General features: G+C 54.4%; 15 protein-coding genes, 1 rRNA gene and 1 other annotated feature. Of the genes, 8 read left to right on the top strand and 8 right to left on the bottom strand.

The genetic code is table 11. From position 1 onward, the window contains the following. Window positions 1–20 precede the first annotated feature (20 nt). On the top strand, window positions 21–1,391 hold the full coding sequence (locus tag ACHH0Z_RS08555) for a PepSY domain-containing protein (protein ID WP_045408804.1): 1,371 nt from the start codon (window positions 21–23) through the stop codon (window positions 1,389–1,391). Between the two features lie 2 nt (window positions 1,392–1,393). Here the strand turns inward: ACHH0Z_RS08555 and ACHH0Z_RS08550 are convergent, their stop codons facing one another. The 4 genes from ACHH0Z_RS08550 to ACHH0Z_RS08535 form a co-directional block, all read right to left on the bottom strand. Next, a complete protein-coding gene (locus ACHH0Z_RS08550) occupies window positions 1,394–1,879 on the bottom strand; it encodes an OmpA family protein (protein WP_045408806.1) in 486 nt (161 codons plus the stop codon). Window positions 1,880–1,891: 12 nt separating this feature from the next. After that, window positions 1,892–3,112, bottom strand: coding sequence for a diguanylate cyclase DgcN (dgcN, locus tag ACHH0Z_RS08545; protein ID WP_045408809.1), 1,221 nt, complete (start codon window positions 3,110–3,112; stop codon window positions 1,892–1,894). Beyond that, complete coding sequence (locus ACHH0Z_RS08540; RefSeq protein WP_391524568.1) at window positions 3,105–3,656, bottom strand: YfiR family protein; 552 nt, start codon at window positions 3,654–3,656, stop codon at window positions 3,105–3,107. The genes dgcN and ACHH0Z_RS08540 overlap by 8 nt, the downstream gene beginning before the upstream one ends. A 138-nt stretch (window positions 3,657–3,794) precedes the next feature. Continuing rightward, window positions 3,795–4,169, bottom strand: a complete 375-nt coding sequence (locus tag ACHH0Z_RS08535) for a DUF2799 domain-containing protein (RefSeq protein WP_045408815.1) — start codon at window positions 4,167–4,169, stop codon at window positions 3,795–3,797. Between the two features lie 214 nt (window positions 4,170–4,383). On the opposite strand from ACHH0Z_RS08535, the gene aroF reads away from it, so the two are divergent. Genes aroF through ACHH0Z_RS08520 form a run of 3 tightly spaced genes read left to right on the top strand, consistent with a single transcriptional unit; the run spans window position 4,384 to window position 7,519 of the window. Then, window positions 4,384–5,454: a 3-deoxy-7-phosphoheptulonate synthase AroF gene (aroF, locus tag ACHH0Z_RS08530; protein ID WP_008502474.1), complete on the top strand. Its 1,071-nt coding sequence runs from the start codon at window positions 4,384–4,386 to the stop codon at window positions 5,452–5,454. 10 nt (window positions 5,455–5,464) lie between these two features. Further along, window positions 5,465–6,586 (top strand): bifunctional chorismate mutase/prephenate dehydrogenase, encoded by a 1,122-nt coding sequence (tyrA, locus tag ACHH0Z_RS08525; protein ID WP_008502473.1) that lies wholly within the window; start codon window positions 5,465–5,467, stop codon window positions 6,584–6,586. 60 nt (window positions 6,587–6,646) lie between these two features. Next, a complete protein-coding gene (locus ACHH0Z_RS08520) occupies window positions 6,647–7,519 on the top strand; it encodes an SMP-30/gluconolactonase/LRE family protein (protein ID WP_045408818.1) in 873 nt (290 codons plus the stop codon). On the opposite strand, the gene pheA is transcribed toward ACHH0Z_RS08520, so the two are convergent. The 4 genes from pheA to bamD form a co-directional block, all read right to left on the bottom strand. Beyond that, complete coding sequence (pheA, locus tag ACHH0Z_RS08515; RefSeq protein ID WP_021242003.1) at window positions 7,516–8,676, bottom strand: bifunctional chorismate mutase/prephenate dehydratase; 1,161 nt, start codon at window positions 8,674–8,676, stop codon at window positions 7,516–7,518. The genes ACHH0Z_RS08520 and pheA overlap by 4 nt on opposite strands. Window positions 8,677–8,706: 30 nt before the next feature. Continuing rightward, window positions 8,707–8,832: a sequence feature (Phe leader region), on the bottom strand. Then, window positions 8,784–8,831, bottom strand: coding sequence for a pheA operon leader peptide PheL (gene pheL / locus ACHH0Z_RS08510; RefSeq protein ID WP_102000890.1), 48 nt, complete (start codon window positions 8,829–8,831; stop codon window positions 8,784–8,786). Its footprint overlaps the feature before it by 48 nt. Before the next feature lie 110 nt (window positions 8,833–8,942). Next, the gene (gene raiA / locus ACHH0Z_RS08505; RefSeq protein WP_008502470.1) at window positions 8,943–9,284 is read right to left on the bottom strand and encodes a ribosome-associated translation inhibitor RaiA; all 342 of its coding nucleotides are present in this window, start codon (window positions 9,282–9,284) and stop codon (window positions 8,943–8,945) included. Between the two features lie 268 nt (window positions 9,285–9,552). Further along, complete coding sequence (gene bamD / locus ACHH0Z_RS08500; RefSeq protein ID WP_008502469.1) at window positions 9,553–10,290, bottom strand: outer membrane protein assembly factor BamD; 738 nt, start codon at window positions 10,288–10,290, stop codon at window positions 9,553–9,555. 131 nt (window positions 10,291–10,421) lie between these two features. Here bamD and rluD point away from each other — a divergent pair, with 131 nt between their 5' ends. The 4 genes from rluD to ACHH0Z_RS08480 form a co-directional block, all read left to right on the top strand. Continuing rightward, window positions 10,422–11,402 carry a 23S rRNA pseudouridine(1911/1915/1917) synthase RluD gene (rluD, locus tag ACHH0Z_RS08495; protein ID WP_008502468.1) on the top strand — a complete coding sequence of 327 codons (981 nt, stop codon included), beginning with the start codon at window positions 10,422–10,424 and terminating at the stop codon, window positions 11,400–11,402. Continuing rightward, on the top strand, window positions 11,399–12,130 hold the full coding sequence (yfiH, locus tag ACHH0Z_RS08490) for a purine nucleoside phosphorylase YfiH (protein WP_045408822.1): 732 nt from the start codon (window positions 11,399–11,401) through the stop codon (window positions 12,128–12,130). Before rluD ends, yfiH begins: the two co-directional genes overlap by 4 nt. Before the next feature lie 129 nt (window positions 12,131–12,259). Next, entirely contained in the window at window positions 12,260–14,833 is a 2,574-nt protein-coding gene (clpB, locus tag ACHH0Z_RS08485) for an ATP-dependent chaperone ClpB (protein WP_008502466.1), read from the top strand. Window positions 14,834–15,260: 427 nt separating this feature from the next. Then, window positions 15,261–15,385 (top strand): 16S ribosomal RNA (locus tag ACHH0Z_RS08480); the annotation flags it as partial.

Here is a 15,385-nt window from a genome sequence, read left to right as displayed (position 1 = left end):
TTGCCTTAAAAAGGAAAAGTATGACTACCTGCACCTCGCGCGCGGCATGGGGAAACCTGCTGCGTCGCCTTCATTTCTACGTTGGGCTGTTTGTCGGCCCGTTTATCTTCTTCGCCGCGCTAACCGGGACGCTGTATGTGGCGACCCCACAGCTGGAAAACGCACTCTACCGGCACGCGCTCCACACGGATTCTATAGGCGAGCCACTGCCTCTGGCGGAACAAATCGCCGTGGCGGAAAAAACCGTTGGATCAGATTTACGTTTGCACGCCGTTCGTCCGGGGCTGGTTGAGGGCGAAACCACCCGCGTGATGTTCGCTGACCCGAAACTTGGGCCATCGGAGAACCGGGCTATCTTTATCGATCCGGTAAGCCTGACGGTGCTGGGAGATCTGACGGTATACGGCACCAGCGGGATTTTACCCCTGCGTCAGACCATTGATTACCTGCATACTTCCCTGATGCTGGGCGACGTTGGGCGCCTCTACAGCGAGCTTGCGGCCTCGTGGATGTGGGTTGCCGCGCTGGGCGGTATTGCCCTGTGGTGTTATACCCGACCCAAACGACGGATCAACAATCGCTTCCAGAACCGGCGTCGGGTGCACGTGACGCTGGGCTGGGTTCTGCTGGGAGGAATGCTGCTGTTCTCCGCAACCGGCCTGACCTGGTCCCAGTGGGCTGGCGGGAACGTGGATAAGCTGCGTGCAGAGATGAATTGGCTCACCCCGCAGGTGAACACGACGCTATCCGGCCAACATGAGATCATGGATGAACATGCCGAACACCGCGGTCATCACGGTGGAATGGTGATGCCCGATATGGCGATGGATTTGACGCAGTTTGACGGCGTGTTAAGCGCGGCGCGTAACGCGGGTATTGATGCCAGCAGGCTGGAGATCCGCCCGGCGAAAACGAGGGATCGCGCCTGGACCGTGACGGAAATCGATCGCAGCTGGCCAACTCAGGTGGACGCCGTGGCGGTTGATCCTCATACGATGCAGGTACTGGACAGGACCCGATTCGAGGATTTTCCGCTAATGGCAAAACTGACCCGCTGGGGCGTGGATTTCCATATGGGGATCTTATTCGGCCTCGCAAATCAGCTGCTGCTGGTTGCGTTCGGCCTCGCCCTTTGCGTGCTCATTATCTGGGGATACCGGATGTGGTGGATGCGTCGTCCGGCGCAATCGGCAGTGAGTCCGGTACAGACGCTTTGCCAGAGCTGGCTTGCCTTGTCAGTGTGGGGAAGAGGCGGTACGGTGTTAATCAGCGTACTGTTGGGACTGGCATTGCCAGTCATGGGCGTGAGTCTGGCGCTGTTTGTTCTGGTGGACTGGCTGCGCTGGCGAGCGGCAACCAGGGTGACGCTCGCCGAATCATCCGCTAAATAGCCTTATGGCGTGCTGATTACCACTGCGACGCGGCGGTTTTCAGCGCGCCCTTGTGAGGTACTGTTGCTCGCAACCGGGTATTTTTGACCTAATCCCCGCGTGGTGAGATTGCTGCGCGGGATGTTTGCCCCCTTCGCCCAGGCATCGGCCACGGCGTTGGCGCGTTTTAACGAGAGCGCTTCGTTGTAGCTCTCTTCCCCGTAGTTATCCGTGTGACCGTCCATTCGCGCGTGGGTCAGGCCGGTTTCCGCCAGGCGAGAGGCCATGGACTGGATCTGCGTTTCACTCTCCGATCGCAGCCTGGCGTCATTTTTATCAAACAGGATGGTGTCCGACATCCCAAGCGACCAGTCACCGTTCAGTTCGTTAAAACCGTAAGACTTCATCGCCGCAATTTGCTCAGGAGTGAATTTACCTTCCGGCAGCGACTGGCAGCCTGCCAGAACCAGTGAGGCCAGTACTAGGGGCGCGAAGTAACGTTTTAACATAGTGTATCCTTTCTAACTTATTGTTTTCGTAAGCTGGTTTTTAACCTGGTACATGTTGCGGTCAGCCCTCTCCAGTAATGCTTCCACGGAAGTATTTTCCCACGCCAGAGCAAAGCCAATGCTGAGTGACATCGATGCTTTTTGTCCGTTATGAAGATCAAACGGACGGATAAACTGCTGCGAAAGCGCAGCACAAATATGTTGAACCTCAAGTTCAGAGTGCACGCCGTACAGCACCATGGCAAATTCGTCACCGCCAAGGCGGTAGGACTGATGACGTTTGTCGCCAAACTCCATCATTCTGCTGGCGACTTCGATCAGCACGCAGTCTCCTGCCGCGTGTCCCCAGGTGTCGTTAATAAACTTAAAATTATCACCGTCGAGGAAGAGCAGGGCCGAGTTGGTTCTGGCTGAAGGGTCATTCATTAATGCCGCAATGCTGTTACGAAACGCCGCGCGGTTGGCAAGACCGGTAAGCGGGTCGTGCATGGCGGTCCGCAACAGCTGGGCATTTTTCGCCTGAAGCTTCAGCTGCCACTCTTCCATTTCATCCAGAAGACTATTGAAGTCTTCGCCAAACTGGTGAAATTCTTCGATACGGCCGTCTTTCACCCGGCGGGAGAAATTTCGGTTCGTGCGCACGTCATGCACGACGTCGGTAATGTTCTGCAGCGCCGTGACCATTCCACGATGCAAAGACTGGGTAATGATGAGCGCGACGACGGCGGCAAAGAGAATGCAGCCAGTCAGTACGGCAAACGACGTCCAGATGAAATGGCTGATCAAACTGTCACGCGCGGTAAGGCGGATTTCGCCGATCGTTAAGCCGTTGTGCATGATGGGCTGCGCAACCGGTACGGGGAAAAGCCAGCGACTGACCAGCGCGCCCAGCGTGTCGTTGTTATCTTCCGGGTTCCAGGACCAGTAGGCGAACCGCTTTTTATGCGCGTTAATCACCTCCGCCGCGGCAAATTGCCCCTGTTTGCCCAGGGCGGCAAGCGTTTCGTTGGCCGCCAGCGAGTCGTTGAAAACCAGCGAGGCTTCCAGGCTGTGGCTCATTGTGGCGCCGGTTAATTCGAGATTCTTTTGCGCGTATTGTTTTAACGTCACAACGGAAGCAAAACAGAGCAACAGCCATATTAACGTCATCGTGATAATGACGCTTATCATGCTGTTTCGCCTCAACGTTCTTTTAAACGTCGGACGTGGCGTTGAAGTGAAATCTTTATCCATGCTGCTTATTCCGTGCCAGCATTAATACATCCGGATTGACTCTTACGCCACTGCGCGTCAATGCATCCAGGTTGACGGAGAACCGGACCTGGCCACGATCGATCATCAGGCAAAAGGCACTGCCAATTACACATTCCGGATTTTGCTCTGAGATTAATAGCAATGCTCTGCCCTGATATTGGCTTATTAATTCAAGTTGTTTTGTCGGTGATTCAGACCCGAAATAAATCGCATCGCACGTCGCGGCCAGGGCTTCCCGATCGTTATGTACAATAGCGGGAGTATAGGGTAACTCGTTGTGCACTTCGTCGCCGCTAAGCGCGTGCGTATAGTGAGAAGTGGCATAGATGCAGAGTTTAGGTTGCCCGGATAGTGACGGCCATCGCGTATAGCTCACAATGCCTGAGACTATCGAGCGTACCGATTTATCCGTTTCCGTGAGCGTGCCTGCCGTCGCTGGGCCCACCATAATGAACAGCATTAACACCAGAGTGAGTCGGAAAAAAGAGATCAAGAATAAATTTCTCACCAGAATCCGCCACATCGCTCTGAAAATAGATGTCCTTAAGAGTTGCGGGCAGAATACCATTGTTTGTCAGAGCCGTCATTATGTCAGAAATAGCCTCAGGTCAACCTAAGCTAAATCCTACTGTTGTTTATTTTCCGGTGATTAAAAACAGACTTAATTGAGTCTGCTGGAGCGCATACTTTCATCCATCCCTTTTTGCCATGACGCACACAGTTTTGCCGCGTTTTCAGCAGTATCGCAACTGGCAGGGAAAGATTTGCCCGCTAATCCCCAGGCGTGAATAAACCCTTCTTCGCAGACTCTCTTCTGACCATCGGCATAGCCGCGAAGATATTCACTACGATCAACGTGGGTGTCGTTAAAACTATCGGCCAGGGTCTGGTTATCTTTAACCGGCAGGCCATTCATGGCGTCTTCTTTACCGGCATCAAACCAGGATGGACTAGTCCAGTCGGGCTGGAAGGTATAAGGATTGATCTGACAGCCCGTTAAAAACAGCGACAACAGCGTGAGAGCAATTGAACGCATAGCCATTCTCCTTTTTACTTCAGCATAGCCTGGCTTAAGAAAGTATGTCTGTAATTTAAACTTTACGTTTTTGACGGCTGATTTTTGCAATAAATTGGCCGCTGTAAATTAATGTGTACGTATTTTGGATTGAAATGTTTACTTTTTATGGTATCGTGGTTTCACCTCATTGAGGAAAACAACTATCGCAAACGAGCTTTACAGGATCGCCATCATGCAAAAAGACGCGCTGAACAACGTACATATCACTGACGAACAGGTTTTAATTACTCCGGATCAGCTGAAAGCAGAATTTCCGCTGAGCGTCGCGCAGGAGGCTCAGATTGAGCACTCGCGCCAGACCATTTCTGACATCATCGCCGGCCGCGATCCGCGCCTGCTGGTGGTGTGTGGTCCTTGCTCTATTCACGATCCTGAAACCGCCATTGAGTACGCTCGTCGATTTAAAGCATTAGCGGAGGAGGTCAGCGATAGCCTCTACCTGGTGATGCGCGTCTATTTTGAGAAGCCACGTACTACCGTTGGCTGGAAAGGGTTGATTAACGATCCGCACATGGATGGCTCGTTTGATGTGGAAGCAGGCCTGAAGATTGCGCGTCGCCTGCTGGTGGAGCTGGTCAGCATGGGGCTGCCGCTGGCAACCGAAGCGCTGGATCCGAACAGCCCGCAATACCTTGGCGATCTGTTCAGCTGGTCCGCGATTGGCGCGCGTACCACGGAATCGCAAACCCACCGCGAGATGGCGTCTGGCCTGTCGATGCCGGTTGGTTTTAAAAACGGTACCGATGGCAGCCTGGCGACGGCGATCAACGCCATGCGCGCGGCCGCCATGCCGCACCGTTTCGTCGGTATCAACCAGGCGGGCCAGGTCTGCCTCCTGCAAACGCAGGGTAACCCGGACGGGCACGTGATCCTGCGCGGCGGGAAAGCCCCGAACTACAGTCCGGCGGACGTGGCGCAGTGTGAAAAAGAGATGGAGCAGGCGGGACTGCGCCCGGCACTGATGGTAGATTGCAGTCATGGTAATTCGAATAAAGATTACCGTCGTCAGCCTGCGGTTGCGGAATCCGTGGTCGCCCAGATCAAAGATGGCAACCGTTCGATTATCGGTCTGATGATTGAGAGCAATATTCATGAAGGCAATCAATCATCTGAACAACCGCGCAGCGCCATGAAGCACGGCGTCTCCGTGACGGATGCCTGCATCAGCTGGGAGACCACCGATGCACTGCTGCGTGAGATCCATAAAGATTTAAGCGGCCAGCTGGCGACGCGTCTGGCTTAAGAGGGTAGTTATGGTTGCTGAATTGACCGCACTGCGCGATCAAATTGATGAAGTGGATAAGGCGCTGCTGGATCTGCTGGCGCGCCGCATGGCGCTGGTTGCCGAAGTCGGTGAGGTGAAAAGCAAATACGGCCTGCCGATTTACGTCCCGGAGCGCGAGGCCTCCATGCTCGCTTCCCGTCGCAAAGAGGCGCAGGCGCTGGGCGTTTCGCCGGACTTGATTGAAGACGTCCTGCGTCGCGTGATGCGGGAATCCTATTCCAGCGAAAACGACAAGGGCTTCAAAACCCTTTGCCCGACCCTGCGGCCGGTGGTGATTGTCGGCGGGGCAGGACAGATGGGGCGTCTGTTTGAAAAAATGCTGACGCTTTCTGGCTATCAGGTGCGCATTCTGGAAAAAGAGGACTGGGCGCAGGCGCCGGAGCTCATGAAAGATGCCGGGATGGTTATCGTCAGCGTGCCGATCCACGTGACGGAGCAGATCGTCGGGAAGCTTCCTCCTTTACCGAAAGACTGTATCCTGGTGGATCTGGCCTCCGTCAAAAATGGTCCGCTGCAGGCAATGCTGGCTGCGCATACCGGGCCGGTGCTGGGTCTGCACCCGATGTTTGGACCGGACAGCGGCAGCCTGGCTAAGCAGGTGGTGGTTTACTGCGACGGTCGTCAGCCGGAAGCCTATCAGTGGTTCCTGGAACAAATTCAGGTATGGGGCGCGCGACTGCACCGCATCAGCGCGGTTGAGCACGACCAGAACATGGCGTTCATTCAGGCGCTGCGCCACTTTGCGACGTTTGCCTACGGCCTGCATCTGGCGGAAGAGAACGTGCAGCTTGAACAGCTGCTGGCGCTCTCTTCACCTATCTATCGTCTGGAGCTGGCGATGGTCGGGCGTCTGTTCGCGCAGGATCCGCAGCTGTACGCGGACATCATTATGTCTTCCGAAAACAACCTGGCTCTGATCAAGCGCTACTATCAGCGCTTTGGAGAAGCCATTACGCTGCTTGAGCACGGAGACAAGCAGGCGTTTATCGACAGCTTCCGCAAGGTCGAGCACTGGTTTGGCGATTATGCGCAGCGTTTCCAGAATGAGAGCCGGACGTTGTTGCGCCAGGCAAATGACAGTCGCCAGTAATGCGATGATGTATATACTGAAAGCCAGCAATGCTGGCTTTTTTCATTTTGGGGAACTGTCATGGCTGAACCGCAGCTGCTGTTGAATTACACCGGGCATTTGCCTGAATGCCCGACATGGAGCGTCGAAGAGCAGGCGCTCTACTGGGCCGATATTCTGGAAGGCGAGATCCACCGCTACCATCTGCCGACGGCGGAACACACCGTACTCTCTTTCCACGAGGAGGTGGGGTGTTTCGCGCTGCGTGAGCAGGGTGGTTTTATCGTTGCGATGCGAACGGGTATCTGGCTGACCGATAAACACGGCCTGCTGCGCCGCAAGGTGTGTGATAACCCCTCTAACCCGCAGCTGGCGCGTTTTAACGATGGAGGCACCGACCATCTGGGCCGGTTCTATGCGGGCACGTTCTGGGGGCCGGGAGATTACAACGGCGCCCTGCTGATGCGCATCGACAACGACCTGACGCCGAAGGTGATCCAGTGCGATATCCACGGGCATAATGGCTTAGCGTTTAGCCCGGATAAGCAGTGGATGTTTACCTCAGACACGCCAAACGGTGTGATCTATCGTACGTCGCTTGATGAGCAAGGCGAACCCGGCAGGCGCGAGGTGTTTCGTCAGTTTAAAGAGGGCGAAGGGATACCCGACGGCGCGGCGATGGATGTGGAAGGCTGCTACTGGAGCGCGCTGTTTGACGGCTGGCGCATCGCGCGTTTTTCACCGCTAGGGGAGCAGCTGGAAGAGTATCGCATGCCGGTACGTTGCCCGACGATGGTCTGCTTTGGCGGCGATGATATGAAAACGCTGTTTATTACCACCACGCGGGAAAATATGGATGCGGAGGAGGTGGCGAAATATCCGCTCTCCGGGGCCATCTTCACCCTGCCGGTGAGCGTGGCAGGGATGAAGAAAAGCCGTTTTATCGAACGTTAGATTGGATCGACCGGGACGACGTTTTCGCTCGGGTAACAGCCCAGCACCTTCATGGAACGCGTGATCTCGCCCAGCTCGCGCAGGGCTTTCTGCATGGAAGCAGACTCCAGGTTGGCCTGGATATCGAGGTAGAACATCTCTTCCCACGGGTTACCGTGGATTGGGCGTGATTCCAGCCGGGTCATGATCAGATTGTGATTACGCAGCACCAGAAGGGCTTCAACCAGCGCACCGGCCTGTTGGCCGGTGGCCATCAGCAGCGTAGTCTTGGCCGGTACCTGGTCAGACACATTGATTGCCTTGCGGGCCAGCACCACGAAGCGGGTAATATTTTGCGTCTGGTTCGCCAGGTTGCGTTCCAGCACCTGTAAACCATACAGCGCGCCGCCCGCTTCGCTGCCGAGCGCCGCGACGGTGGGAGAGTTCGCCTGGGCGACTTTTTCCATCGCCGCCGAGGTGCTTTCGGTGTACTCAATTTTCCAGTTCGGATAGCGGTTCAGGAACTGGCTGCACTGCTGGAACGGCTGCGGGTGGCTGTAGACCGTTTCGATCGTGTTCAGGTCCGTTGAACCGGAGACCAGCACGCAGTGATCGATAGGGATCGTCAGCTCGCCGACCAGCGACAGGCTGGTGTGCTGCAGCAAATCGTAGACGTCGTTGATGGCGCCGGAGCTGGTGTTTTCAATCGGCACCACGGCGTAATCCGCCTGGCCGGTCTCGACCTGGTTAAAAATGTCGGCAAACTTCGCGCAGCCGCTTTCAATAAATTCTTCGAAATGGCGAGCGGCGTACTGACGTGCGGCCAGGTGAGAATAGGAGCCCTTTGGCCCGAGGAAAGCGATACGCGCAGAGTGCGGATTGGTTTTATTGAGGTGCTGCTGGAGTAGCGCTTGCTGGGTCAGAACGGAGTCTTCGATGATGAGCTGGAACAGCCGGGTGATGTAGTGGGCATCGAGATGATGCGCTTTGCCGAGCTGAATGAGACGTTCCAGCAGATCCCGCTCGCGGTCGATATCACGGACCGGACGATGGGAGTCCAGCTTGGCTTTACCCACTTCAACGGCAAGGGCGCGGCGTTCGGCCAGCAGCGCCAGCAGTTTCTCATCCAGCGCGCTGATTTTTACGCGCAGATCCAGTAACGGGTTTTCCGGTGTCATAGTGTTGCCTGTCTCATCTTATCGTTATCAATAAAAAAGGCCCCCCGGTGTGGGAGGCCTTGTTGTTCGTCTTCGCATTCTTTATCACACGACGAAACGCCTCCCGTTCAGGGGAAGGTAAAAAAGAATGCGAAGAAGAACGGCGTAGGTTTCATAAAGTCATCCTGTGAGTGATACCGTTAAAGTACCCGTACTGTTTTCACCCTGTCAATAAAAAACAAAAAACGCGCCCGAAGGCGCGTTGGCGGTACACTCAATTTAAAGGATTACTCTTCTTCAACTTCTTCCGCGAAGCTGGCGTCTTTCACCGACGTTGTGGCGCGACGGGCTTCACCTTTGTGTTGCACTTTATTGAGCTGCCGTTCCAGCTTGTTGATCAAATCGTTAATTGCGGTGTACATATCCTCATGTTTTGCGCTGGCGACCAGGTGGCCGTTTGGAGTATTGATAGTTGCGTCAGCGATGAAACCCTGCGGCTCCTTGGACAGGATGATATGTGGATTAATCAAATGTGTTTGCCATTTATCCAGTTTGGCGAGACGGTCTGCGACGTGCTGGCGAATTGCCGGAGTAATTTCCATTTGTTTACTGGTAATGTTCATTGTCATAAATTTTACCTCTTGTCTTTCCGTCTTGGTGATTCCAGCATACCCGACCTAATGTCAAAATGTGTGATTTAGATCACGTTATTTTGTCGGTTTTTGTCAGGGAATCTTTTTTGTGAGGCAGGGCAGGAAGAGGTGAGATTTACCTTGTAGAAGGCAAAAATTGAGGCCATAGTTGACTGGATGTGTTGAGGCTAACGCGCTTCAGCGACGCTCAGAAACGAATAAAAAAACGGCAGCCTTCGGGCTGCCGTTTTGCATTGAGGCAAAATCAGGTGTTGCTGCTGTTCGCGGCGATGATTTTCGCCACTTTTTCAGCCTGAGCGGTCATCTGCATCTGACGGTAAGCATTTTCCATCAGCTTCAGGCCGTCGCGCGTTGCCTGAGTATCCGGGTAATCACGCAGCATACCTTCTACGCGGTTAACCACGGCAACCCATGCGCCACGGCGGGTATAGTAGTCCGCCACGGAGTATTCATATTTCGCCAGACGATCTTTCAGGAACACCAGACGCTTGGTGGCGTCGGTCACGTACTGGCTGTTTGGATAGCCGCGCACCAGTTTAGAGAAGTCATTGAAGGCATCACGCGCATGCTGCGGGTCACGGTCGGAACGATCCACGCCGAAGAAGCCCTGCAGCGCACTGTCGTCCAGCGCCATGTTGGTGAGCCCGCGCATGTACATCACGTAGTCGATGTTAGGATGAGTCGGGTTCAGACGCATGAAACGATCGATGGTTGCCTGAGCCAGCGGCAGATCGGCATTTTTATAGTATGCGTAGATGAGATCTAACTGTACCTGCTGCGAATACGGACCAAATGGATAGCGATTATCCAACGCTTCCAGTTGCGTTATCGCCTGTTTCCAGTTACCGTCCTGCAACTTTTGTTGTGCAGTCGCATAGATTTCATTCGGCGGATTGTCAGGGACCTGTTCATTTGAACCGGAGCAGCCCACCAAAGCCAGGCTCAACGTGGCCGCTGCCACCAGATATTTCATGCGCGTCATGACGTTTTGACTTTCCTCAAATGTTTGTCCGGGAGAAACTCTGTTCCTGCTCCCGATTAAGACCAGCTACAATAGCACACTATATTAAACGGCAAAGCCGTAAAACCCAACGTTAAACGAAGAAGCAGTTTATGGCACAACGAGTAGAACTCACCGCAACAGTCTCCGAAAATCAGCTCGGTCAACGCTTAGATCAGGCTTTGGCCGAATTGTTCCCTGATTATTCGCGTTCACGCATAAAAGAATGGATCCTTGACCAGCGCGTGATGGTAAACGGCAAGATCTGGGACAAACCAAAAGAGAAAGTGTTAGGTGGGGAAGCTGTCGCCATCAATGCTGAAATCGAAGAGGAAATCCGCTTCGAGCCGCAGGATATCCCACTGGACATCGTCTATGAAGATGATGACATTCTGGTGATCAACAAGCCGCGCGACCTGGTTGTTCATCCGGGCGCGGGAAACCCTGACGGTACGGTACTTAACGCACTTCTCCATTACTATCCGCCGATCGCGGATGTTCCGCGCGCGGGCATCGTGCACCGTCTGGATAAAGACACTACCGGTCTGATGGTGGTGGCGAAGACCGTTCCTGCTCAGACCCGTCTGGTGGAGTCGCTGCAGCTGCGCGAAATCACCCGTGAGTATGAAGCGGTAGCCATTGGGCATATGACTTCTGGCGGGACGGTGGAAGAGCCCATTAGCCGTCACCCGACCAAGCGTACCCATATGTCGGTGCATCCGATGGGTAAACCGGCGGTGACGCATTACCGCATTATGGAGCACTTCCGTATTCATACGCGCCTGCGTCTGCGTCTGGAGACCGGACGTACTCACCAGATCCGCGTGCATATGGCCCACATTACCCATCCGCTGGTGGGGGATCAGGTCTACGGTGGTCGTCCTCGCCCGCCTAAAGGCGCATCGGATGAGTTCATCAGCGTATTGCGTAAATTCGACCGTCAGGCGCTGCACGCGACCATGCTGCGTCTTTACCATCCTATCACCGGCATTCAGATGGAGTGGCATGCGCCTATCCCGCAGGATATGGTGGACCTTATTGACGCCATGCGTGCTGATTTCGAAGAACATAAGGATCAAGTGGACTGGTTATGACCAAACTTATTGTCCCGGAGTGGCCACTGCCTGTCGGCGTGGCTGCCTGCAGTTCAACCCGCACTGGCGGTGTGAGCCAGGGCGCGTGGGCGTCGTTGAACCTCGGTGCACACTGTGGCGATAACCTGGAACACGTGGAAGAGAACCGCAGGTGTCTGTTTGCTGCGGGGAACCTGCCTTCAAATCCGGTCTGGCTGGAACAGGTTCATGGCAAGGCGGTGCTGAAGTTGACGGGAGAACCCTATGCTTCCAAACGCGCTGATGCCTCTTACAGCAATACGCCGGGAACCGTTTGTGCCGTAATGACCGCCGATTGTTTGCCGGTGCTTTTTTGTAACCGTTCAGGCACCGAGGTGGCAGCAGCGCACGCGGGCTGGCGTGGACTGTGTGAAGGCGTGCTGGAAGAAACCGTCGCCTGCTTTAAGGATGAGCCCGCCAATATTATGGCCTGGCTTGGCCCGGCCATTGGTCCTCGCGCTTTTGAAGTGGGGCCGGAGGTTCGCGAAGCCTTTATGGAAAAAGATCCGCAAGCGGTGGACGCCTTCCTGCCTTCGGGGGATAAATATCTGGCCGATATTTACCAGCTCGCCCGCCAGCGCCTGAACCGCGTCGGCGTGACGCAGATCTTCGGCGGCGATCGCTGCACCTTCACCGAAAAGGGTGATTTTTTCTCTTATCGCCGCGACAAGACGACGGGCCGTATGGCAAGTTTCATTTGGCTGATATAACCTAAAGAATCAAGACGATCCGGCACGTGCCGTTTTCTTTTCACATAATTCAGGTCATTAACCTTGAATAATTGAGGGATGACCTCATTTAATCTCCAGTAGCAAATTTGACCTGTTATGGGAGGAGTTATGCGTCTGGATCGTCTTACTAATAAATTCCAGCTTGCTCTCGCCGATGCCCAGTCCCTCGCACTGGGGCACGACAACCAATTTATCGAACCTCTTCATTTAATGAGCGCCTTGTTGAATCAGGAAGGGGGATCGGTACGTCCTTTATTAACGTCCGCTGGCATTAATGCTGGCCAGTTACGCACCGCTATCGATCAGGCGCTGAGCCGTTTACCGCAGGTCGAAGGGACCGGCGGCGACGTTCAGCCGTCGCAGGATCTGGTGCGCGTCCTGAACCTTTGCGACAAGCTGGCGCAAAAACGTGGGGACAATTTTATTTCGTCAGAGCTGTTTGTTCTGGCGGCGCTTGAATCACGCGGTACCTTGACCGACCTGCTGAAATCCGCCGGTGCGACCACCGCCAATGTGACTCAGGCGATTGAGAACATGCGCGGAGGTGAAAGCGTGAACGATCAGGGAGCCGAAGACCAACGTCAGGCTTTGAAGAAATTTACGGTCGATCTGACCGAGCGTGCTGAACAGGGCAAACTTGACCCGGTGATCGGCCGTGATGAAGAAATCCGCCGTACCATTCAGGTACTGCAGCGTCGTACCAAGAACAACCCGGTACTGATAGGTGAACCGGGGGTCGGTAAAACCGCCATCGTTGAAGGGCTGGCGCAGCGTATTGTGAACGGTGAAGTGCCGGAAGGTCTGAAGGGCCGCCGCGTACTGGCGCTGGACATGGGCGCGCTGGTGGCCGGTGCGAAATACCGCGGTGAGTTTGAAGAGCGTTTGAAAGGCGTGCTGAACGATCTGGCGAAACAGGAAGGTAACGTCATCCTGTTTATCGACGAGCTGCACACCATGGTCGGTGCCGGTAAGGCAGACGGCGCAATGGATGCCGGGAACATGCTGAAACCTGCACTGGCGCGCGGTGAACTTCACTGCGTCGGTGCCACCACGCTGGATGAGTACCGTCAGTACATTGAGAAAGATGCTGCGCTGGAACGTCGTTTCCAGAAAGTGTTTGTTGCCGAGCCAAGCGTTGAAGATACCATCGCCATCCTGCGTGGTCTGAAAGAGCGCTATGAACTGCACCACCATGTGCAGATCACTGACCCGGCCATCGTTGCGGCGGCGACGCTTTCGCATCGTTATATTGCTGACCGTCAGCTGCCGGATAAAGCCATCGACCTGATTGATGAAGCGGCGTCGAGCATTCGTATGCAGATTGACTCGAAGCCGGAAGAGCTGGACCGACTCGACCGACGCATCATTCAGCTCAAGCTGGAACAGCAGGCGCTGAAGAAAGAGTCTGATGAAGCCAGTAAGAAACGTCTCGATATGCTCAATGAAGAACTGGACGATAAAGAGCGCCAGTATTCTGAGCTGGAAGAAGAGTGGAAAGCCGAGAAAGCCTCCCTTTCTGGTACGCAGACCATTAAAGCTGAACTCGAACAGGCAAAAATTGCCATTGAGCAGGCGCGACGCGTGGGCGACCTGGCGCGAATGTCAGAGCTGCAGTACGGCAAAATTCCTGAGCTGGAAAAACAGCTTGAAATAGCGACGCAGTCAGAAGGTAAAACGATGCGTCTGTTGCGTAATAAAGTGACGGATGCCGAGATTGCGGAAGTCCTGGCGCGCTGGACCGGTATTCCCGTGGCGCGCATGCTGGAAGGTGAGCGTGAAAAACTGCTGCGCATGGAGAACGATCTCCACAATCGTGTGATTGGTCAAAATGAAGCGGTTGAAGCGGTATCGAATGCTATTCGTCGTAGCCGTGCAGGGCTGTCCGATCCGAACCGCCCGATTGGTTCGTTCCTGTTCCTGGGGCCGACCGGTGTCGGTAAAACCGAGCTGTGCAAAGCGCTGGCTAACTTTATGTTCGACAGCGATGATGCGATGGTGCGTATCGACATGTCAGAGTTTATGGAGAAACACTCCGTCTCGCGTCTGGTCGGGGCGCCTCCAGGATATGTGGGTTATGAAGAAGGTGGGTACCTGACAGAAGCGGTGCGTCGTCGTCCTTATTCCGTCATCCTGCTGGATGAGGTGGAAAAAGCGCATCCGGATGTGTTCAACATCCTGCTTCAGGTGCTGGACGATGGGCGTCTGACCGACGGGCAGGGGAGAACGGTCGACTTCCGTAATACGGTTGTCATTATGACGTCGAACCTGGGTTCCGATTTGATTCAGGAACGTTTCGGTGAACTGGACTACAGCCACATGAAGGATCTGGTGCTGGGTGTGGTAAGCCATAACTTCCGTCCGGAGTTCATTAACCGTATTGATGAAGTGGTGGTATTCCATCCTCTGGGTGAGAAACACATCGCGTCGATTGCGCAGATTCAGCTGCAGCGTCTGTACAAACGTCTGGAAGAGCGTGGATACGAAATTCACATCTCCGACGATGCGCTGAAACTGCTGAGTAAGAATGGTTACGATCCGGTGTACGGTGCGCGTCCATTGAAACGTGCTATCCAGCAGCAGATCGAAAACCCGCTGGCGCAGCAGATCCTCTCCGGGGAACTGGTTCCTGGTAAAATTATCCGTCTGGAAGCCAACGACGATCGCATTGTGGCAGTGCAGTAAGTCACAAAACGCAAAAACGAGCCGCTTGCGGCTCGTTTTTGTTTAAAAACCAGGCGAAAATTGAGGTCTGGAGTGAGGTTTGCCTGGAAAGTGAGCAGTCAGTAAATAATTTTCACTTTATCCTTGCAGGTTCGGAATTACTCCCTATAATGCGCCTCCACTGACACGGAACAACGGCACACACGCCGCCGGGTCAGCAGAGAATAGCGAAAATAAACGCTTGACTCTGAAGCGGGAAAGCGTAATATGCACACCCCGCGCCGCAGCGAAAACGAAGCGGCACTGCTCTTTAACAATTTATCAGACAATCTGTGTGGGCACTCAAAGTGACATGGATTCTTAACGTCCTCGGACGAAAAATGAATACCAAGTCTCTGAGTGAACATGCGTAATTCATTACGAAGTTTAATTCACGAGCATCAAACTTAAATTGAAGAGTTTGATCATGGCTCAGATTGAACGCTGGCGGCAGGCCTAACACATGCAAGTCGAGCGGCAGCGGAAAGTAGCTTGCTACTTTGCCGGCGAGCGGCGGACGGGTGAGTAATGTCT

It is taken from the genome of Enterobacter cloacae complex sp. 2024EL-00227, from assembly GCF_043945315.1.
GTDB lineage: Bacteria > Pseudomonadota > Gammaproteobacteria > Enterobacterales > Enterobacteriaceae > Enterobacter > Enterobacter roggenkampii.
This window is presented reverse-complemented; position numbering and strand designations above follow the sequence as displayed.